This window comes from Legionella sp. JM-2024 (assembly GCF_055389095.1).
The window spans coordinates 520,758-542,862 of sequence record NZ_AP039388.1 but is presented as its reverse complement, the minus strand read 5'-3'; the positions used below and the strand labels follow the sequence as shown (position 1 = coordinate 542,862).

Below are 22,105 nucleotides of genomic sequence, written 5' to 3'. Positions count from 1 at the left end.
TTAAGCTCATTAAAGTCAACAGCATTTGTTTTATGCTTACTAATAAAGCATATATAAAAATTGTAACCATCAGGGTATATATCTTGAATCTTGGTAGAATGCCAAAGTTGCACCCAGATTGAACAAATATGGCATTCCGTCGACACGGCGTGGATAGTTACAGTAAGCCTGTGGGCTGTGAAGCTGAGAAAATCAAGTGGTTGAGAACAAAGAGAATAGAAATATCATCGCCCTCTAGTTGATTTTTGCAGGCAAACTTTTAACGTTTGGATCTTTCGAGTAGGCATCTAGAATATCGTTCACTAGCTGATTAATAACACCGCTTCTCTCTTCCTCTTCAATTAATCCAGCTTTTTCTTTCATGCCTGCCAAACGAGATTCTAACTCCTTAGTTATCGTACCATTAGGAAATAGTGCTGCTAAAAGTCGTCTAGCTTCTGAAGGGCCTAAGTGCCTATACAGGAGATTTCTTACTGTAGCATCTTCTGCAGTGGTACTAAATGCCCATAACTCCACCGGTCCTAAAGTCAATGTCAGAAGCTGGACGTTTATTCCCGTTTTAGTAGCAAACTGAGCAAGGAAAGTAGCCCCCCCTTGTCTTGGACCATGCACTCGAGTACGTAAAGCTATTTTGGCTGTTTCAGAAAGACCAAAAATTTCGCTGGTTTTCTCTACAGCCTGAGAAGGTCCTGCATCCATTACATAAATAGCAGTAGCAAAATCAATCATCACAGGATCAAAGTCATCTACTGATTGTGATAGTAAGGCAATTTGCACCTTCCATTTTCGACCTTCCCGCATGTCAATAATAACTTGTTCACGAACTGCAGTAGATTTTGCAGTACGATGAAATTCGTCATAAACAATGCGTTTATGATCCTCACGAATCTCTAATACCCTTTGTTTATGATATTCTTTATATTGTTCTGGTACATTATTCAAACTTTCTTCAGTTAAATAGTAATGTCTTGCTAATACATACCTGGCTAACATATACATAACGGCAGTTTGCCTATCAGCCGCATCGCCACCACTTTTCGCTACTTCATCTAAATCAAGTGACACCACTCTGGCATCACCAATATCAAAACTGGTAACTCTTGATAAAATAGGATATTCACGAACAGCTGCTGAAATCATTCTGGAAAAAGCATTAATTAATGATTCACCAGTAGGTGCTGTAATCTTTTCATACAAATCTTCGATTGAGGGAGTTCTACAAATAGACGCAGCATCCGCTAATAATGGCATAGCGTATCTTTGAGCTAACAATGCTTCATGAACAAACCCTGCGGAGTATAATGAGTCCGTAACTTCCCACCAAGTGGACTTAGCATCTCTCACAAATCCAATTTCCTCCAGGATACCATCTATAAATTCTTCCAAGCCTGGGGCATAAGGAGTCGGATTAAATTCGTCTGCCAAACTTTTATATAATTCATCTACCACCATACCCGCTAAATCTGCCATTCCATCATACGGCTTTGCAGCACCTAAAGGAGTAGTTAATAAAGTCATGAAATTTACTAAGAATGACCTCTCCAAAGCTGTAGGATAGCGACATCCTAATTGGGTATCGAAAGGGTTAATTGAGTAATCTGGAGTCATCCTTAGCCGATGATATGCAACCAAATGACGTTTTGATGCCGGGAGAGCTTCTTTTAATAGTGAAATTAGACCACTACTTGAGGGACCTATATCAATAATTGCTATACGTGGTAAACGCATTAAACCACCAGACAAACAAAGCGCTAAATTTAACGCGTTTGACAAGACGGATTTACCAGAACCAGGGCGAGCATAAACCAGATCGATCCAGGTCGTTTGTTCAGTAGAACCAGGTTGAAAAGGCCACGGTTTACCATCAGGTGTTCTGAAAAGTAGCGCTCCCGTCTTCCAAGGTGAAGCTGGCCGTGTAATAGGTAACATTGTTATTACATCTGTTAGAGGAGCTACAGAGGGTACCGCAGAACTGTTTAAAGTGGCAGCCAACATACTTGACACAAAACCAGCAAATGGATCTCCACAAAGTTCAGAGACATCAGTAGAACCCCAACCTTCAACAGCTTTAACAAGTTCAGAGCTTCTTCGTCTCAGTAATGGTATATTTCCTTCCGGAGCCCATGTCGTTGCAACAACACGGAGTCGAACAATAGCCTCATCCGTATTGAGTTGTATGTATTTCAATAAATTGACAGAATCACTGATCAACCGATTCTGAGCTGAACTAAAACTTAATATGGCAGCTAATAGTCCCTTCAATTTGATAGTACTTAACCCTTCACTTTCCAACAAAAAGGAAATTTTCCATGGAACATGTGAGGGAAGAATACGAGAAAATAAACTAATAAAAGGCCTCACATCCTTTGGAAATAAATCAATGTAGGTAGTAGAATAAATTTTGTCACCAACTCGAACTGTGCGTAAATCAATGATTTCAGCATCTCTTGGCAAAATTTGTTTGGACAATGGCGGCCATAATAAATCGGAAGGATCTCCCTCAAAATTATTCAGTTCTCGAACAGGTATTTTATCTCCAGGTAATGTAGCTCGCCAATCATCAGCAGTATAATCAGGATCACCTGTCATTCGAATGGCATGCACCGCTTCATGTACCTCAAGTAACTTGGCTATAATGTTCATCGCGTCCAAATCATTAAGAATTGCGCGCACATAAGCATCATGAGTATCTCTTAATTCCGGTATCGCTGCAAAAATGGTTTGTGTATTTTTAAATGGCGGAGCCTTCATATCCTTTAACATCTTCATTTTTGCTTTATTGGCAGCCTTTAACTGATCGCCTGCCAGATTAAATGGTCTGGTATATAAAACAAAATAGACTCGCTCTTCTGCACAGTACTGTGATAAATAATTCACACGTTCTTCAAATAAATCTCTTAAATTCAGTTCAAGCCTGTTTGCTGATGCCTCTGCTGGCTCATAGATATCCTTAATCATTTTTACTATGTTTTGTTTATCATGACTAAAATAAACTTGTAGTGCATGACCAGGCCTACCCATAGCAGCCTGAAATGAGTTGGACAGGCCTTCTACCAATCGATCAAATTCTTCAGGGCCAGCTAATGCAGTAATCCCTTCAATTTTTAATACAGATAGCAAAGACCCATCATGATTTACTAACACAGTAGAGCTATCTGCTGTTTCCAAATCAATATAGGACTCAGTGGTTTGCTTCAACGAAGTACTTAACCAGGCAAAGAAAGTATCAACGCCTTCAAAAAATGATTCTGACCAATTTGCCATCCTTTGTCCTCAATTTTTTATTAATAGAGCTCTCTATTTAATCTGCAATTTCTTCTAGAGCGCTGGCAGCCCATTTTTCTATCTGTTTTCGGAATTTTGCTCTGGAGGGTAGTAACCTTATGTTCTTAAAAAGTTGAGCTCTTATTTCTTCACTATTCACGCCTGAATCAATCATTAACTGTCCAAATATTGCCGGGTCACTTGTACCCTCACCAAATTTTTCCTCGACAATTTGTGAACGAAATTTAAAACTTCTATATATATTCTGTGCACTGGATTTATATCCCGTATCATTGGTTATTGCACAAAAAAGGACATGACATAAGCTATTCAATTCAGGTTGACTTAATTCCGGAAGATAGATCAGAGTACCTCCACCATAACCGCCAACACCAACTGACTCCACAAAAAAACACTGGGCACAAAAACAACAAGATGTGACCAGATTAGATAATCTATTATTTGTATAATCACCATCCAGATTAACGATATCCTGATATAAGCGAGCTTGAAACCCACAAAACTGACAGGTATACCTATCTCTGTGAAATATTTTTTGTTCGTATGATTTAAATCGCTCATCAACTTTTCTGGCAGAATACAAACGCCAGGAACCTGGTGAAGCAATTAATTTTAACTCACATCGCTGCTGATTATCCGCCATATTTTTGGTTCACATTAAGCCAGTTTTCAAAAAAACATGTGTTTTATCTTCCTACCTGACACCAGTCAGCCTAAGAATACTTACCATATCAATAGAGGCAATCATTCATTATCTATCTATAAATTAAATTGGGTAAAGCAATAAAGCTTTACCCAAATACATGAATAATATCTCTGATTAGCTAGTCTTATATACTGTTCCAGTAGGTCCAGCAGTTTTACCTCCGCTACCACCAAACATAGTCACACCTGCTACTCCCAGAATTGAAGGAAGGAACAATAATGCAGCAGCAATAAATATCAATGCTATTGGAGTTCCGATTGGAATTTGAGTCGGGTTATCCTTATGTTGCTTAAATTTCATAATCGCACCAATAGAAAAACCAAGCCCCGCTAAATAGGAACCTGCCGTAATTAATTTGGTAAGACTTGTAAATGACGTGGTAATTGTCGAAGCCATTTTGCCTAATGATACTCCCGCTGCGGCATCCTGGCAGACTAAGGCAATTAAAGCCAAACTAACTGCGCTTAAAAACCAGTATTTATAACCTGATTTATGGGTAACCTTAATGTTCACAATTCTCTCCTAGTTTTGAATAAGTTTAAGTACCATACAAAGTATTATTAATCATATTGACAGTGCCCACAATATTGATTGCCAAAATACCACCAAATACATGAATCAAACCTTTACCCGTACCTCCTGGAGGCTGTCCTTGCGACGCTGAACGTGCAATTAATACCCACCCTCTTACAAACGCAATCAATCCAATAACCCGAATAATTATTGTTAAAGGTGATCCAACAAGACTTCCGCTACCAAATAAAGTACTTAATGCATTACTGTCGCTGTTTATACTTGTATACGACAGTGGATTACTATAGCCAAACGTTGTTTGCATAACTGATGAGACTAGCGAAGGAAAATATACTAGCAATGCTCCAACCAATAAATAAATCACTGGCTCCTTAATACTAGTATTGCTTGACATCATAGTTCTGGCTTCTCCATAAACTTTTAAACTATATATTGCTTTAAACAAAAAGGCACAACCTATCAAATAGGCTCCACCAGTAATTAACCTCTGTACAGGTTCCAGTTGGTTAGCAATATTATTTAATATGTCAGCTTGCTTTACTATCCAGCATGCTACAGTACCGCCAGTACAAGTTGGATCAGCCATATACGCCTCAACTATCTTCTTGACTAAACTTTATCACTTGTCCAGAACTTGTTAAAACTCGACCCTGCAATGAATCAATTAATTTAACTACTCCATATCCGGGAATTTTTGATCCCTCTCTAACTGTAAGTGTAGAACCATTTGAACCAATTAGCCAAGCCCTTCCTGGAATTACTGCCTGTATATAATAAATAATTCTTACAGGAACAGGTCTAGAAACTTTTACGACCCTCTTCGGTGTTGTCCTTTCCATTAAGACATTGATAACTTCAGCCTGTTTGGCCATTTGGTTCGACATATTACCAATGACCTGGTTTAAATTTACAATTTGAGTGTTTAGATTTTTAATATTATTATTAACCGCGTTTATTTGTTCGCTAAGTGCATTAACTTCAGAGCGAAGACTTTGTTGCATAACTTCTATTGTTGAAACCTTTTTCTTTAAATCTGGGTCACTTTCAATAACAGTCGGTTGTACTTGTTGGGCAGGAATGATCGTTGGTATCGTTTGTGCTGGTTGGGTTGTTGTCTGTGTTACTGATGGAATAGTTGGTTGGGGTGTAACTGGTTCGGTTTTTCCTGAAAAAAACATCCAACCTATAATTTTATACATAACCATTATAAAAACGACTATCCCGACAACAATCAGGGCATTTCGTTTAACATCCTTTTTCTTTGTTACTTCTTCTTTCCCAGATTCAGATGAACCTTGTGAATCGGAATCACCCATTTGGTCCATATCATAGGAATCAAGTTCCGCAAATTTATATTCCTCATTATTTTGATCGTGCTCTGCCATTATTATCCGCCATCAAATTAAGTTATTGTAACATCCTGAGTAAATAAAATACCTAAACCTGTGCCAGAATAAACTTCCACAGTAGTTGGTGTATTAAACAATTGCTGAGCTTGTTGACTCCAAGCTTTACCAACAGTGGCGAGTCCTATCACCGCATTTTCCAATGTTGACCGTCCCACACCATTAGCCACAGTAATATTATTACCGCCACCAGTACCACCAATAGTAATCGTTGTATTTGCTGACTGGAAGGCATTACCAAAACCTTGCAAGAAAGATGAAGCAAACAAGGATCCATATCGCATTAAGTAATGATGATTGGTTCTACTGGCCAAAGCTGTTCTTGCAGTATTTGGGTCAATTGCATAGGCAGATATTGATATAGTTTTTGCTGCCCCTGAAACTGACATCGTATTAAATGTGATCACCATCTTATCTGCATTAGATGGCAAATTAAAGCTCCCTATAAGTTTTGCTCCCTTTAGCTTACCTGTAACTATAGTAGCTAAAATAGGGCCAGGCTCATCACTGTTCACTGAGGTATCCAGAACGGCAAACATAATATCACCTGTCTTAATGATTGCTTGAGCTTCAGCACTGCCTGCACCAGCGCTTATTTGTTCTCCTCCAGTAGTAGGCACACCACCCGCTCCCTGAACAGCACCTTCACCAGGTTTTGATTCCTCTGTAGCTTCTTCATATGCCTGGGTCTCAACTCTTTTCCAGTCCTGGACTAACTGATTAGCAGCTGAAAGCATATCTGATGATCTTTGTTGAATTGTTTGCTGATATTTTTGTTCAGCTAATTGTTCATTTTGCTTTTTCAAAATCGCTTGAAGCTGTTCAGCACTAGAGGACGTTTCAGAAGGTGTCGCTCTCGGAGTACCACCAGGAATAGTTGGAATTCCTGTAATATTGGAATCAACTTGTTGTAAATTGGGGCCTCCCAATCCTGCTACAGTAGACTCTTGCGGAGTGAATCCAGCATTTCTAAGTTCAGCAGCAGTAAATCCAGCTTTACTCAGTTCATCCGCAGAGTATCCTGCGTCTTTCAGCTCTTTTGCACTATACCCTGCATTCTTCAAGTCCGAAGCAGTAAATCCAGCGTCTTTCAATTCTTTTGCACTAAAGCCTGCACTCTTCAATTCTGCGGCTGAAAAACCTGCATCTTTAAGTTCTTTAGCGGAAAAACCAGCTGCCTTTAGCTGAGCAGCTGTGAATCCGGCTGCTTTTAATTCCGCCGCTGAGAAACCTGCGTCTTTAAGATCTTTAGCACTAAAACCAGCATCTTTCAATTCCTGGGCAGAAAACCCGGCATCACGTAATTCCTTAGCTGTAAATCCAGCATCTTTTAAGTCTTTGGCACTAAATCCCGCTGCTTTTAATTCAGCCGCAGTAAACCCTGCATCTTTCAGCTCCTTCGCAGTATAACCAGCTGCCTTCAGGGCTGCAGCAGAACACCCTAGTGTTTGTTTTATTGCTAAAGCACTAACACCTGCCGCCCTCGCTTTTTTTAACGACTCCACACTACAATCAGCAACACGTCCATCCGCAATAACTGACGCAGGATTCAACCCTGCATCTTCTAATTGCTTTGGGGTAAAGCCTGCTGCAAGTAACTCTTGAGGGCTAAATCCTGCATCAGCCAAAGATTGTGCGTCATACCCTGCCGCTTTTAAGGCCGCTGCACTACAACCATTTAGCTCTTTAATACGTTTGGCTGACACACCGGCAGAAAATAGTTTTTTCAGTTTTTCGGGATCACAACCAGCTGCCTTTATATCAGCGTCACTTAAAGGATTCGCTGCTCTTATTTGTGCCGGAGTAAACCCAGCGTTCGCTAAATCCGCATCAGTAAATCCTGCTGCTTTCAGTGCCTGTGCGCTACATCCAGCATATTGCCTAATCAACGCAGCACTAACTCCTGCTTCTCTTTCTTTCTTCAAAGCATCAACATCGCAACCAGCGTTCTTGACATCTTGTGGTGTGATGCCAGGGGGTAATTCTGCTTGAGCTGCCTTAATTTGGGCAGCTGAAAATCCTGCTTTAGCAAGATCTTCAGGAGTAAACCCTGCATTTAGTAAATCTCTGGCAGTAAACCCAGCATCCTTTAATTCCTCAGGAGTAAAACCTGCTCGTCTTAAGTCTGCTGCACTGAAGCCTGCATCTTTCAATTCTTTCGCACTATATCCCGCCGCTTTTAACTGCTCCGCCGTACAGCCACTAATTTTCCTAATCGCAGATGCGCTCACCCCTGCCTGGCGCAACTTGGCCAAAGCCGCTGCTCCACATCCTGCTTTGCGTACATCGTCTGCAGTAATACCATCCGGTAGACCACTAGCTTTTGCAATTTCAGCATCAGAAAACCCGGCACCTTTTAATTCCCCATCTGAAAAACCGCCATCTTTCATTTCTTGAGCTGTAAAGCCCGCATTACGTAATTCACAAGCATCAAATCCACAACTTCTTAGGCGACCCGCGCTATAGCCTGCCTCTTTTAACTGCCTGGCATTATAACCTGCTGCTTTCAGTTCCTTACATTCACAGACTTGTTCCAGTTCATTTAAAACATAGCCGCTATCCTTTAACTGAACACAACTACAGGCTGCTTTCAAATCACTTAACTGTGCCCCTTGATTCACAACTTTTGTAATTACCGATTTGCTACAACCACCATTTTGTAACTCTTGTAGCCATAAGCTCCGTTGAGGCCCACCCAAGTCTTCTTGTGCCAGAGCAGTAAAACCTACCCCCGATTGAGCACCAATGACGCCTACCCCTTCCCCTAATGCCTGGGTGCGTATAATAGTTGGAATTGCACTCCCACCTGATTTTTCAGCGCTTTCAGCCTGGGTAACATTTTGTTCTTCTTGTAGTTTGGCGTATTGAGCAGTTGGATCCAGAACCCCAGGAATAGATTGAATCCCACCTGGAACAGTTGAGACTTCAGCAGTAGCAAGAGAATCAGCACCACCTGTGCCTCTTAATTTTAAAAAACCGATTACTACTGCAATAATTAGCAATACTGCCGTAAAAATGATAATCACTCTCGTCCGAGTGTTGGAAAACAGTGACTTTAGATTTTCTTTTTTGCTCGCCATTTGCTTATAACCCTTCTACCTTGAGCTGCATGACTTTTCCATGCCAGGACACTAACAAAACCGGAGATTTTTGCATTTCATAGGCATGCATTCCATCTGCACTAGTCATACTAGCCAACCAGCCCGGTGATAATATAGTGAGATTAGTTCTAACATACATTTTTTCATTGGATAACCAAGCACGAGCATCTCCACCACTAACGACTAAACGCTTACTGCCTGGTGGCGGTACTCCTTCTAATACATGAAGAAGTAAATCATTTGCTGATGGGGGTATACCTTCTTCCGTTGGCATACTTTTAGCGTTAGGGCCATAACCCTGAATTCTTAAATCCACTCGATAATCTACAGCTTTTTGACCAGGTATAAGAGTGAGCATTACTGGAGTATTTAATCCTTTTAATCGAACTGCCAAATTACCATAGTTATATAGTTTCGAGGCTTGTATCATTAAGGTATTACTGGTTTTATCCCACTGAATATTAAATGCAGATGGATCTCCTAAATCATATGCAGAAATTGGCCAAGGAGCACCTGTTGAATCCAGAAACACTAAAGAAGATACGAAACCTTGTGATAATCTTATGACTGGAGGCGTTGATCCGGGAGATAAATTAACAAATTGAGACGTCGCGGTAGGTTTAGGTGGAGTGCCAGGAGTTGACGCTTTGGCGTATTCAGAAGTTTCATAAATTTGTTTTAATCTAACTATTTGCTCAGGATTTAATGGATACAAATTACGTGTCATATCCTTGAATGCTTTACTATCAATAACTTCCGCATCATCTTGACTAATTACCTGACCTTCACCATCGGCGCCTGGTGCTTGATTTCGTTGAGTTGCGTTAGCTTGTCCAGCTTGGGAACCAGGTGCTTGTGTGGCTGCATTAGCATTTACACCATCACCTCCATCACTACCCCCCTGTGAATCTTGGGGTGAATTTTGCGATAATTTCTGTTGTAACAAGCGTAGTTGCTGCAATGCTTGTTGAGCGTCATCTGATTGGTCAGCAGCATATGCACTGCACGACATATAAAGTGTCAGACCAATTCCTAAACAATATTTATATAATTGAAAATATTTTTTCATAATTAGGATACCCCACCGCTGGCAGGTCCAACTACGAATTGAGCGATACCTATCCCTCTAGGGGAATTCAATGTCGAAACTCTCGTTATCAGCATCGTCACCACGTTATTTTGTTGTGTGAATTCACTGGCACTTTGATAGGTAACCAATATTGGCATTTGCACTCTCCAGGAATACCTACCATTTAACACTCCTTTTTGCAAAATGATTGGAGCTCGAGTTGCCACTGCAGAAACAACTAATTTTTTTGCCTTAACAGCATCAAGGTTATTGGATTGTTGTAATGCTCCTAAAAATTGATCCCAACCTTCCGCTGTAAAAAACCCTGAAGAGGCCTGTAGTTCATCTCGATAATTCACAAAATTATATGTGAATGCTGCAATAGCTGCCTGATTAGCCCATTGTAAAACAGCAGAGTCCGATTGGTTTGGCTCATCTAAAGGAAATAAAGGAGTAATACGTCCATTAATAGTTGTTGCAAAGTACTTTGGAGCTGGTGGATGCGTAATCATATAGACTACTAGTGAAGCTAAAACAACATTCACTAAGATAGCTACTAATAACGCTAATATTACTTTGCGCTGACTATCTTTATAAAATTTATTTCTTAAAGCAACTACTGTTAAGGCATCTTCAGCCATAATATCCTCTAAAATTATTGCGGTATAACCCTTTGTAAATTATCATTTGGTGGATCTGGCTCAAGCAATGGCTCAGATGACATATTGGGAGTCAACATTGACTTAAGCTGGACAGGAGGGGCTATTCCACTAGTTGCATAAAAATCTCGTTCAGGTTCATGTATATGAATATAATAAATCAAAACTACTAACCCGCAACTCAATCCAAGAGAAATAAGCAACAGTATTAAACCACGCCTATAAATATGGACATTAAAGTTCTTATTCCGTTTTATTAAAGCCCATGCCTCTCGACTCATTTTTACCCCAATTATGCCACAGCTCGCCTAAATGTGATCTCTACCCGTGCATTTGGTGATTTATCACCACCCAACGTATAACTAGTTATAGGTTTATCACTACCCAAGCCTTGTGTAAAGATGATCCTGCTGTCAATTCCTTGTGACCAGAGGTACTCACTTACGACCCTTGATCTCGCCAAAGTTAATGCTCGCTCTCTTTTTACTGATACATATTTACTGCTGTAACTAGTTATGGTTATTGCAATTTTACGGAATTGTTTAAGAAACGTTGAAATTTCATTCAAAAGACCATATGAAGCCCAATGTAACCGAGGAGATTGATCAGCAAACAAAGCACTCGCTGGAATACTAATTAAATAATTTTGCCCCACTGATGCAACCTTTATACCTTTTTTATTTAAATCGGTCATCATTTTGATTATGGTGGCATCACAAGCACCATCAACACGACATGGTAATGCTGGAGCCTCATTATCAGAGACATAACCAGATCGATGACAAGCACTCAGGAGTAATAAGAAAAATAATCCAGTAATTCTAAACAATACATAGATGTAGTTAGTACGAACTGATCTCACCTGTTATCCCCATCTTCGAAAATAGACTAATTGTGTTATCTATGTCTAACTATCTCAAACTTTCCATTTGATAATAAAAACATACAAATCATTACGTTACAATGAATTTAATAAAAATACCATTTTTTTAAATAATTTATTTATTTAAGACAGAGTTGACTAATAGGATAAATCCACTTATGTGAATTAAGACGCATAGACAAGTAAACTTTGAAAGATCTCGATAAATTCATCAATATCTAAAGAACAGAAACTCTCCAGGAATTATAAAAAAGCTTGAAGTGGTATAAAAGTTAAAACCATCAGTCAATTAGTTATATTAATTCTTCTTCAGTCTTTTTATTAGCTTTTTCACGCTCGATGGCAATTTTAGCTGATAAATCTCTTACAATATTGGTTAATTCAGTAGCATCAATGACGTCTCTTTCTTCAGGAGGATAACTGGTCGCAATTTGAAAATCTTTGATTAATTCGTTTGATACGGTCCCAGCATACTTATCTTTAGCTCCAGCCAAACGCTCTATCATCATCATCTGATTTCTTGTTTCATTAATTGGTAATAGTGACTCAGAAAAAGTCTCTTTATCTGCAACCAATAGAGGAGGTGCCTTGGAATCCACTCTAAGTTTACTGAAAATAGTTAATGCACCTTCAATTTCCTCTTCAACAATATCTTCTACAGGTTCAGGTTCATTTTGTCCATGGTATGCGATTAAAGCTGCAACTCCTCTTTCAATTGGTTCTTCAACATTGGCTTCTTTTAATGCATTGGTAATTAGGGTAATTTCTTCACTTTCAACTACCTTATTAATACTCAAATCACCACTTTCAAGAATACGTTGAAAAGAAGCCAATTGTTTTTGTAACTTCATTAAATATTCATCTGGCGGAGGTTCTACCTTTAAAAATTGATTAATTTTCAGTTGTTTAACGGGCTTGGGATTGGCGTAAAACATTCGGGCGCGAACAATTTTTGATTTGAAAAATATATGAGCTTCACCTTCGGTTTGTTCTTTCAAATCCAAGAGATCAACACGTGCTCTCTTTTCAAAAGAAGAACTCTTTGTATCCATGTAGCTGTTAGCAATACTTGTTTCCTTGGTTTGAAATGAATCTACTTTAGTCACATAAGCTTCACCAGCTGTTTTAGTGAAGAAATCCCAGGTTTCTGTAGGATCTTCCAATTTCATACAAATTTTAATGTTCGTGTTTGCTCCAATAGAGGCTGCTTCTTCTTTGGACGCTTTTTGGAATGCTGGTAAATCTTGCCCGGCAAAGATAGCAGAAAACCCTAAAGAACGCGCCTGGGCTGGCACTACCGCAAAACCTTGAACCGCGTAATATCCATACTCATCGAGTATGCACATATAAGGAGTTGGGGCATTGGTAGGTTTTCTTAAAATAACATCGCGATAATCACCTTCTACTTCTTCTCCTAGCCCTGCCGCCATCATGGCTTTTAATGAAGAAACGATGATCTTCCCAAGGTTAGATAATTCATCTGGTGATTTTTCCAGGGCAGGTAGTAAAACCACTAAGATGCGTCTATTTAATACCACATCCTTAAAATCGACTTCCGCTAGGTTAGTACGAATAATATGCCCATAGGTATCAGCCAGAGATGAGAAACTTCGTACAAGCTGCATGGTAATAAAACCATGCTGCTCTAAAACCTGGGAAACCTGTTTCCCTTTTTTCTCTTTATTATAACCAGGCAAAGTATTTAAGTAGTTTCGTAAAGGATCGGTTACTAATTTAGGTACTGTCTCAATATTAACGCTTTCCTGGTCGTCTCGAGGGAAAACCTTGTCAATAACTATCGACTCCAGTCTTTGTAAATCAAAGTAATTTCGAATAGTATTAGCATCAAGAAGTATTGAGCCTTCATCTCGCATGTAAACCAGCAAGCGCATTAGAGCCTCAACGAAAGCTATAGCCCGTCCTTTCCACATATCTCCATCCCCTGATTGGCCAGAAGATCCCATGAGACTAACTACTAACTGGGTTAGCATACTAGAAGAACCTTGACAAAATGGATTCAGAGTATTCGACAATCTTCTTTCCTGTGGACCAACGATATCACGAGCACCAGTCATAAAATTAATTAAAAGCAAATCGTCTTCACGCCCCATACTCCTTACTAAAGAAAATACCTTGGCATAAAGAGAGTTATCACCTTTTCCATCAACATAAATAAACCCACTTCCCTGTACTAGTGCATTATATGACAGAGAAACTAAAGTTTCCGTTTTACCACTACCAGTTGAGCCGAAGATCAAGGCATGAGTACGCATATCATCATTAGCAAACCAAAGTTCCTCGCCTGTTTTTCTGTCATTACCAAAAAAAGTTATTCCTCGAGCCATATTCGGTTTATTAATACCTGGCTTCATATCGTTATAATCTTTCACACGTGCAATTTGTGGTAATCGAAAAGGTAATTTTTGCTTTCGAGTGTAACTATAAAGAAAGAATACAAATCCAATAATCATCAAAAATGTTGCTGCTTCAGAAAAATAATATGAAACAGCTGCCAAAGAAATAAGAACAATAGAAATATTAGTTGGATCTGCAAAAAAATCCGCTAACCTTTGCGTCAGGGTACGTGTATCCCTAAGCAAAAGAGTTGGGTCTAATTCATGTCGAGACTCTATACCCCGCATCATGGCTCTAACTCCTCCATTTGACGTGGTGTTAATTTCACTTCTTTTACCGCAATTTCTAACGCTCTAATCGCTTCATCTATCATTGGCACCAAAGAACGCCGCCCCATTACTTTCTCAGCTTTCCAGTGTGCAAAAGGACCTGCAACCTCTGAATACGGAGTTTGCCTACCTACACAATTAAGCATATACCATAAACGCCTATCTACAGGTTTTAACCATAAGAATTCCGAGCTTGGTACTACACCATCCTGTCGGGCTGCCTCAAGCAAAGAAGCGATGACTGTTAGCATATAAGCATGTTTAGCGACTACCTCCTGAACTAACTCACTATTCTGATATTTTTTCATCACTGGTTTAGCAACAGAAAAATCAGGTTTCCCATCAACAAATGTTTTATCCAACACTTTAAGAATATTATTTGCTGCGTCTCTATCTCTGTTCATTCGTGCAATGAAAACAGCAGATAAAGCATAGGCCTGAGGTGAGCAACGTTCAAAACCATCCCAATAAGGACCCAATTGCATGGTAAACACTCGTTTTGCATCGCCACGCTTAACTCCTGCAGTCATTTCCTCTCCAGGTAGAGGATTATCCAGCAACGCATCATCCTTTCTTAATAAATTATATTTTCGAGCAAATTCCATAGGGGTTAATGCCATGGCCCAGGGCCCTTTATTAACGTCTTGACTCACCAAATCCTCTTTAACAACTGGCATTATAGCCGGCCAATTAAATTGCTCCTGAGCTCGCAAACTTTTCATATCATGGGCTCGACGGTACTTTAAAGTAATATTTGAATTATAAAGAAGAACAGCCAATACCACCATGACACATACAACTGGATAGCGCATGTAATCACCTACGCTGCGCGACATATTCACCATTTGCTCCCAATTTACAGTAGTAGGATCAATGGTTTGCATCAAATAAATTTGATTCGCTAAAGTCTGATTATTTAAAAATAAATTAACTAATCGCGCTTGCCATATATTGATAGTAAATACAAAATTGACAATATACTGATGAGCCAATGCCCAAATAAAATACGCTGTAATAAACAACAGTATGATTATCCATACTGGCGCCATTGAATTATCTGAACCTGACTGCTGTTGTTGCTGTGCCATCGCTCTACACAATTAATTAAGAGATTCTATATATTCAAGTATATACTGCTCAGAGATATTTTTGCGAGATTTTCGTATGGGATATCAAAAATTATAGATAAATTGAAACAATTTAACCATTTTTGATTAATCGACCATTAGTATAGCGATATACGCCACTAACATGAACGAAACGACTTATATTATCCAAACTTATGGATTTATCCTTAAGTGTTAATAAGGTTTTACCTAGTTTATCAACAGGTGCCTTATCAGAAGATAATGGTAATATATCAGATTGGTTAATATAAATGGAAACATAAGCTTCATTCTGCTTATTTTCTTTCGTTTTTAATACCGCTTTTATGTCTTCTTCATCAGCATAAATAGGTCTTGAAATCATTTGACGGGGTAAACTTGCCAGTATTTTTTCCCAAGACTGAAGGTTACGCCCATCAGAGGAATACAAAGAAACATAAATTTCTTGTTGGCCGCTTCTTAAAGCAATTCGATTGGCTAAATGCGACTCCGCTTTTAATTTTGCCTGGCTACTCGCCCCTATTCTTCTTAAAAATCGATCACGAATTGTAATCAATTTTTTACCAATAACTCTTAGAAAGTTAGATTTATCCCATGGGCCTTTTTCAATAGCTTCATTTAAAGCCTGTAAAATAGCTTCTTTTTGTTCATCTGAGAGTTGATCTTTCATAACTTCAATACTTTTGAAACCCCAAATTAGGGGAAATATAAGGAAAGTATAACAGCATTTATAGAAATCACTGCAAAGAAATTAACAGATCAAGAAGATAATTTGAATCGCTGTGCTTCTTCACTTGGTTGCTCGATAGATGGATTTTCAGGCATAGTACCTGATACTTTTTCTGTTTTTGTTAAAGCAGGTTGATTTAAAACAACTCGTTCAACCTCTGTATTTAACTCTGTTAAAATTCTAACAGCGTCGCCATTGTCCGTCCCTTCTGGATTAAAGCTGACAGCCTTTGTGGCACTTCCAATACAATCTTTCACTGGAGTAATAATTTCGCTATAGGTAGTCCCTACTGTTGCGTCGGTTAACTCAATTGCCTCTGTTGTTGCCGCACTTACCTCTTTAACACGAGGTGATGAATAAAAACCAAATAGATTTCGCGGATTGTCATCAGTATTATCACCCATTCTTACCACTCCTGAGCTTAATTACTTACTTTAATTAATGTATCAAAATATATCTTTCAAAATAACCTAGCTTTATAAAAATTTCGAATTCTTTACAAAAGACTAATCATACATTAACTCATCCAAAGGAGTATAATCACGGCTAGGACCTCCTTGAATAAGTTCATTCACTACATCTGTCATACATAACAAACGCAATACATTAGGTGTCACTTCATCAAAAACAACTCGGATACCTAACAATGCACCTTCAGCCTCGTCATAAGTTGCCCCTAAACCATAACCTAGACATAAAGAGCATAATTGATCAGCTCTCTTAGCTATTGCTGGTAGCAATCCTGTATCTGAAAAAACTTCATCAAAACTTACAAATCTGTCATTCAAGTAAAATTTGGCATTCAGACTTGCTGCAATTTTTGCCATGCATTTACTAATATCTTGTTCCATTTATCTCCACCAGGGTTTCGCAGATCTGACTGAGCCAGCCAAAAAACTTCTAATCCAACGTAAAAATACAGGGACAGTAAAACCGTAGTGTTCGATTATTCCAAAAAAAACCGCAGAAATTAAAACCAAAACACCTGTCCACACTCTTATATGCATTAGAAATAAAAATATAGGAAAGGCGGCTCTTGCGTCAACCACAAAAAACCTCGCACTTCGCGCTGAGTCACGCCAATGACTTGTTGCAGAAAACCCACCTGCCATTTTCAAACCTCAAAAACATCCTTTAAGAAAAAGTATATACCTAAAAAACAGCTTACGCACCTCAAGAAACTTGAAAAATTCAATATAAATATATAAAACAATTGAAAATTACAAATACGGCAAACTTACTTAACAAATCCAGGAGATGAAGTTCGATAACCCTAAGACTTAATCCATAGGAGAATGTTTTTTACTCGGTGATGTCCCAAGCATATTAGCTAAAACATTTTGCATATCAGCCTTAGGTTCCGGTTCAGCATTAAGTCTTAACTGAGGAACTGCATGGTCCTCAGATTGTTCGTGCTCGATAATCTCGGAACGATTTGGCCTTTTTTTTCCTTGCATTTTAGCCAACATTTTAGAAGTGCTGTGGATATTCATCTGAAATCCCCTTTTAACAACTAATATTAAGATATCACAAACAAATTAAGGAATTATTAAGAATTTGTAAAAATCCAAAAAATTTGCACCGAGCCTCAAAATCCTCCTTAAAAAATTAATTTTTCTACTAATAATTAATCATAATATTTATTAATTAAACATTTTACAATATAATATCACACTGAAAATCGTCGATAAACAAACTGCTATTTTTATAATGAACTCCAAATACTTGTACCCTTTCGCATTAATGCGCAATCTGACGTATAATTATCCTAATATTTTCAAATATGTTTTTTATTTAATCTTGTTTTTTATCTTGTTGACATCAGAAGTGTGTTGGGGGAAAAAAAATGAGAACCATACCGAGGTTATTATGAGAGGAAAAAAGGAATATTTTAAACACAAATATTCACCCAGCCATTGGTCAATTGATTTCACTCGAGCAGGTACTTCAATTGCTATCATCACTGTTCGAGACAAATATCATTATTCCGTTATTCTTAATCCCACAGATTGCAGAGGTTATCGCATCATCATTCGATACCTGAACGAAGGTGACTCTAGTCTTTCATCAGCATTTAACCGTCCCTATACAGTATCTGAGCAGCGTGGTTTAAATGATGTTGCAACCCTGATGACCCAAATTTATGAAAAATTGGGGCTCATAGTACAGTTTTCACAACTAGGGAATAACTCTCACACTTTTACTGAAGAAACTGGAGCTATTCTCATTGGAAATGAAGAAGAGCCCAGCATGCTGCATTTGCATATGTGGGGCAGAGGAGACCCTGAAATGGAGTATATTCCTGGCGTTCCTCTGAGAGGGCCAATACCTGGCTTGATGTTTGATTTAATTGCAAAAAACAAAACCCATCCTATTAATCAGTATGCGGTAAAATGGGATGAAAAAGAGCTCAAAGCAAGTCTTGCGGTGTTTCAGCTTACTTTGGCCGAATATGCTAAATCACCCGAATTTATGGAGGAATTTGGCGATATATTAAAAGTAACCATTCATGATGAAAAGACGCTTAAAGAAATGGGCGAAAGCAGTTTAGGATTTTTTAGTACCTCGACTTCTTATAAATCCCCATTCGACAGCAGTGATTCTGAAGAAAAATTCAACGAAGATGATGTAAAAAAAGTTCCTTAAAAAAAGATTTGAGAGTTACAACACATCCACATTATTTAGTTCAAATTAAAAATATGAACTTTAGCTACATTATAAAATAAACAAGGAACCATATGTTTAACCAGTATGGTTCCTCGATTTAGGTTTTACTTGGGGAAAAAACTATGTTGCATTAGCTTCCGAGGTCAATTGTTTTCTTTGCATCATGAGTCTCTGTTGTAATCTCTTCAACTTTTGTGCTCTCTGTAACGTCCTTAATCCCATCAATTTTCGTACTATCTTCACTTTTCTTGAAAAGAGAATGCGACTCAAGTGCTTTCTTGACCTGTTTTTTATTGACAAGTGCCTGAGTATAAGTGGTCACATCATTGATTGCATATTGCAAGAAACCAGCACACTCTGGATTATGTTTAAAATAAGCATAAAGATCTACTTTAACACCATATTGATTGAAAATCTCCTGTACATATGGATCATGGAGAACATCAATGACTTCTAGCATCGCATGAAAACCACGTTTAGCATACACTCCTACGATTTGGACAAGAAAGAGATTAATATCGTTTTCCAAATCAAGATCTTCTTTATGGTTTTTCATGTACTTTTCTAGCATACCCACGATATTACAAGTATGGCCAGAAATAGATCCTACATAGGCAGAGTACATGCGATCCTTATTCCAAAACCATTGCATTCCATCCTTTTTATTAGGCGCAACAGTTGATGAATCTACAAGCATATTCCGCATGGGTTCGCGTTGTGCATCATAAAAAACTGGTGAATAACCACGCATAACCCCACCACCGGAATTCCATACATCCATACCTACTTTTTCAGAATCGGTTTCGAATTTTCTCTCTTTAATCTTTGTCGATTCTTCTCGTTCAACCCGATCACGTCCTTTATGTGCTTCTGCATGGTGTAATACACCAGTAATAAATAGTACTTCTTCCTCTGAAAATTTGGAGGTGTCTTTATAACCGTTGGCAAAGATACAGATTTTTTGTTCCATCTCCCGCGGAGTATCAACCTTCCCACTATCACCTAAAAAGAATTGGAGAATTTTGTTACATGCATTAAGCGTCTTTTCTCTTAATTCTTCATCTTCCGGTTCTACAGTGTCATCACCACTTGTTATGCAGACATCGAGAGTCATTTCAGAATGGGAAAGCCCGTTAATATACTGGGCAAGACGAGTTTCAAAAAATCGTCTTGCGTCATTATGCCTCGGATCAAATGACTTAAGTTTTTGAGAGGCTGTAATTATTTTTTCAACCCTATGGATTCCTAGTTGTTCAATAACTTCTGTTTCTTTTAATTTATTTATTATTTTCATAAAGCATTTGTCGTACTGAACGAACAGGTATTCTGCCGATAATTCTTGCAAAAATTTCTCATCCCCAATTTTTTGAGAAGTAAAAAAGCCAATAGTTAATAATAGAAACTCAGAAATATCGGTATTTTTACCAATGAGGGATAAATATTTTTTAATGTCTATACTTGTTTTTATATAGCTGGTATCACCAAGCGATGGCCGGAATGCAGGTAACAAGGCATCAAATGAGATATCTGTTAATTGTGATTTAATAGATTTTGCAATGCGGGTGTCCACTTTTTCAATTAAAATTGGTAACAGCGCCTTTTTCATTTTCATGCTTAAGGTACCTGTATTGCGATCAAGAGACAGCTCAGGGATAGACTGAAATGCGTTCATAAGAATGGAGAGCAAGGGCTTCTCACTTTCAGTCGCAAGCATTATTTGTACAAATTCCAAAAGTTCTGGAGATAGTGGATGTTCTTTATCCTTACTAAAGGCACCAAGCATCTCTAAATCACTCTTATAGGGTATAAGCTCCACTCGCCTTATAACTTCTGATAATAAATGTTCATTATGAGTTAATAACCCTTTTAAAAAGAGAGATTTTAATAATATCTGATCAGATTTAGGAGCATTCCCACAGGCTTCATAAATTTTTTTAAATCGAGCGAAATGTAGATCTTTAATGAAATCATCTACGATCTGTTGAGTATCGACTGGTTCAGAGTACACTCCCATGTCATGCTTGATGGCTTTTGATACTCCTGTCAGTTTTTCAACAAGGTCATCGGATACCTTAATCACATCTTTTGCTACTTCTTTTGATATTTTACTTAACTTTTCGCTCAATGCATCAGACTCTTTCTTCAGATCTTCAATCATCTCTTCCAAGCTTCTCATACCGACCTCTAATTTCAAAATATTTACTAATTTGGTAACTTATAATCCATTGTGCATATAATAAAACACAAATATTAAGGGAATATTAAACTTTCTGTCCAAAAAAAAGTAATTACTATAAATTGAACTTTCTGAAAATGAATTGATCCAAACACCCGAATAAAAGTAAAATATATGAACAGAAGTGCTTTCATTTATACAGCCGATGTGTTAGGATGTCATTCAGTTAATTCTCACAACCTTTTGTATTTTTTTAGTAGGTGATTTTCATGGGCACAGAAATTAAAGTAGCATCAACTGAATTGCATGCATTGAATAAAGCCGTATCCAAAAGTGATTATGAAACCGTCAACAACATATTGGATAAAAATCCAGAGTTATTAAATCAATATGTACCACCTACTTATGAATCGCCCCTTGCAATAGTTTTGAATAAAAAACACATAGACTATAAAATGCTTGAGATTTTGGTCGATCATGGAGTTACATTTGATTATCCTGTCAATCATCACAAAGAATTACCTATTGAATTGGCTTGTAAGAATCAAGATCTTCAATTATGCCGATTTCTTATAGAACATGGTGCTTTCGTCTCAGGTCGAGCGCCACATTTTCTACTGGTGCATAGCACAGATATCAGATACTTAAGTGAAAATAAAATTAAAAATGTATGTCAAATCATTCAATTAATGGGTGGTATAGAAGCAGTCTCTTCAACAACAGATACTGAAGGTAAAACATTTGCAGAGCAAGCGACAAATTCTCAATTAATCAATCGGTTCGGTGGCATAGTAAAATATGATTATATGCGCTTATTACTAAATGCTTACGTTGCCCCTAATGCCAAAAGTACCGGCAAGTTAGGAATTCTTATTGAGGAAGTTACCGACAAATATACTTTAAAAGAACAATATGACCGCGACAATTTAAAAGACTCTATCAAACTTTTCTATATGACCGGTTCTGAATTAATTCCTTCAAGAAAGATACCGGATCATCCAACTGATGAGATGAGTCATGATAATGAATATTCCCCTCCTGGATTTTGTCGTTAGAATTTTTATTACTCCACGAGCATCTCTGTGCAAACGCTGAATTT

At 38.1% G+C, this 22,105-nt stretch carries 20 protein-coding genes; 2 read left to right on the top strand and 18 right to left on the bottom strand.

The genetic code is table 11. The features are described from left to right. Positions 1–234 precede the first annotated feature (234 nt). The 17 genes from icmB to ACZ5EK_RS02345 all read right to left on the bottom strand — a co-directional run bounded on the left by icmB (position 235) and on the right by ACZ5EK_RS02345 (position 17,656). On the bottom strand, positions 235–3,264 hold the full coding sequence (gene icmB / locus ACZ5EK_RS02425; RefSeq protein ID WP_464431230.1) for a type IVB secretion system protein IcmB/DotO: 3,030 nt from the start codon (positions 3,262–3,264) through the stop codon (positions 235–237). Positions 3,265–3,301: 37 nt separating this feature from the next. Continuing rightward, positions 3,302–3,928, bottom strand: coding sequence for a type IVB secretion system protein IcmJDotN (gene icmJ / locus ACZ5EK_RS02420; RefSeq protein ID WP_464426346.1), 627 nt, complete (start codon positions 3,926–3,928; stop codon positions 3,302–3,304). A gap of 177 nt (positions 3,929–4,105) precedes the next feature. Next, positions 4,106–4,504, bottom strand: a complete 399-nt coding sequence (locus ACZ5EK_RS02415; protein ID WP_464426345.1) for a type IV secretion protein IcmD — start codon at positions 4,502–4,504, stop codon at positions 4,106–4,108. Between the two features lie 25 nt (positions 4,505–4,529). After that, entirely contained in the window at positions 4,530–5,111 is a 582-nt protein-coding gene (locus ACZ5EK_RS02410; RefSeq protein WP_464431229.1) for a type IV secretion protein IcmC, read from the bottom strand. A gap of 7 nt (positions 5,112–5,118) precedes the next feature. Then, positions 5,119–5,913 (bottom strand): type IVB secretion system protein IcmG/DotF, encoded by a 795-nt coding sequence (gene icmG, locus ACZ5EK_RS02405; protein ID WP_464432436.1) that lies wholly within the window; start codon positions 5,911–5,913, stop codon positions 5,119–5,121. 14 nt (positions 5,914–5,927) lie between these two features. Further along, positions 5,928–9,011 carry a type IVB secretion system protein DotG/IcmE gene (dotG, locus tag ACZ5EK_RS02400; RefSeq protein ID WP_464431228.1) on the bottom strand — a complete coding sequence of 1,028 codons (3,084 nt, stop codon included), beginning with the start codon at positions 9,009–9,011 and terminating at the stop codon, positions 5,928–5,930. A gap of 4 nt (positions 9,012–9,015) precedes the next feature. Next, positions 9,016–10,101 (bottom strand): type IVB secretion system protein IcmK/DotH, encoded by a 1,086-nt coding sequence (gene icmK, locus ACZ5EK_RS02395; RefSeq protein WP_464431227.1) that lies wholly within the window; start codon positions 10,099–10,101, stop codon positions 9,016–9,018. 2 nt (positions 10,102–10,103) lie between these two features. Next, a complete protein-coding gene (locus tag ACZ5EK_RS02390) occupies positions 10,104–10,742 on the bottom strand; it encodes a type IVB secretion system apparatus protein IcmL/DotI (RefSeq protein WP_464426341.1) in 639 nt (212 codons plus the stop codon). Positions 10,743–10,756: 14 nt separating this feature from the next. Continuing rightward, the gene (gene icmM / locus ACZ5EK_RS02385) at positions 10,757–11,041 is read right to left on the bottom strand and encodes a type IVB secretion system protein IcmM/DotJ (RefSeq protein WP_464431226.1); all 285 of its coding nucleotides are present in this window, start codon (positions 11,039–11,041) and stop codon (positions 10,757–10,759) included. Positions 11,042–11,052: 11 nt separating this feature from the next. Continuing rightward, positions 11,053–11,622, bottom strand: a complete 570-nt coding sequence (gene icmN, locus ACZ5EK_RS02380; RefSeq protein WP_464431225.1) for a type IVB secretion system protein IcmN/DotK — start codon at positions 11,620–11,622, stop codon at positions 11,053–11,055. A gap of 314 nt (positions 11,623–11,936) precedes the next feature. Further along, positions 11,937–14,288 (bottom strand): type IVB secretion system protein IcmO/DotL, encoded by a 2,352-nt coding sequence (icmO, locus tag ACZ5EK_RS02375; RefSeq protein WP_464431224.1) that lies wholly within the window; start codon positions 14,286–14,288, stop codon positions 11,937–11,939. Then, positions 14,285–15,415: a type IVB secretion system coupling complex protein DotM/IcmP gene (gene icmP, locus ACZ5EK_RS02370; RefSeq protein ID WP_464431223.1), complete on the bottom strand. Its 1,131-nt coding sequence runs from the start codon at positions 15,413–15,415 to the stop codon at positions 14,285–14,287. The genes icmO and icmP overlap by 4 nt, the downstream gene beginning before the upstream one ends. A 112-nt stretch (positions 15,416–15,527) precedes the next feature. Beyond that, on the bottom strand, positions 15,528–16,103 hold the full coding sequence (gene icmQ, locus ACZ5EK_RS02365) for a Dot/Icm secretion system protein IcmQ (protein ID WP_464426336.1): 576 nt from the start codon (positions 16,101–16,103) through the stop codon (positions 15,528–15,530). An 89-nt stretch (positions 16,104–16,192) separates the two neighbouring features. Continuing rightward, positions 16,193–16,567, bottom strand: coding sequence for a type IVB secretion system protein IcmR (locus tag ACZ5EK_RS02360; protein WP_464431222.1), 375 nt, complete (start codon positions 16,565–16,567; stop codon positions 16,193–16,195). Positions 16,568–16,669: 102 nt separating this feature from the next. Continuing rightward, positions 16,670–17,014 carry a type IVB secretion system protein IcmS gene (gene icmS, locus ACZ5EK_RS02355; protein ID WP_464426334.1) on the bottom strand — a complete coding sequence of 115 codons (345 nt, stop codon included), beginning with the start codon at positions 17,012–17,014 and terminating at the stop codon, positions 16,670–16,672. Next, positions 17,015–17,275, bottom strand: coding sequence for a type IVB secretion system protein IcmT (icmT, locus tag ACZ5EK_RS02350; protein WP_464431221.1), 261 nt, complete (start codon positions 17,273–17,275; stop codon positions 17,015–17,017). A gap of 168 nt (positions 17,276–17,443) precedes the next feature. Continuing rightward, positions 17,444–17,656, bottom strand: a complete 213-nt coding sequence (locus tag ACZ5EK_RS02345; RefSeq protein WP_464431220.1) for a hypothetical protein — start codon at positions 17,654–17,656, stop codon at positions 17,444–17,446. A gap of 376 nt (positions 17,657–18,032) precedes the next feature. Here ACZ5EK_RS02345 and ACZ5EK_RS02340 point away from each other — a divergent pair, with 376 nt between their 5' ends. After that, the gene (locus tag ACZ5EK_RS02340; RefSeq protein ID WP_464431219.1) at positions 18,033–18,809 is read left to right on the top strand and encodes a hypothetical protein; all 777 of its coding nucleotides are present in this window, start codon (positions 18,033–18,035) and stop codon (positions 18,807–18,809) included. A 151-nt stretch (positions 18,810–18,960) separates the two neighbouring features. On the opposite strand, the gene ceg14 is transcribed toward ACZ5EK_RS02340, so the two are convergent. Then, positions 18,961–21,006 (bottom strand): Dot/Icm T4SS effector Ceg14/sidL, encoded by a 2,046-nt coding sequence (gene ceg14, locus ACZ5EK_RS02335; RefSeq protein ID WP_464431218.1) that lies wholly within the window; start codon positions 21,004–21,006, stop codon positions 18,961–18,963. A gap of 269 nt (positions 21,007–21,275) precedes the next feature. Here ceg14 and ankJ point away from each other — a divergent pair, with 269 nt between their 5' ends. Continuing rightward, a complete protein-coding gene (ankJ, locus tag ACZ5EK_RS02330) occupies positions 21,276–22,061 on the top strand; it encodes a Dot/Icm T4SS effector AnkJ/LegA11 (protein WP_464431217.1) in 786 nt (261 codons plus the stop codon). Positions 22,062–22,105: the final 44 nt, after the last annotated feature.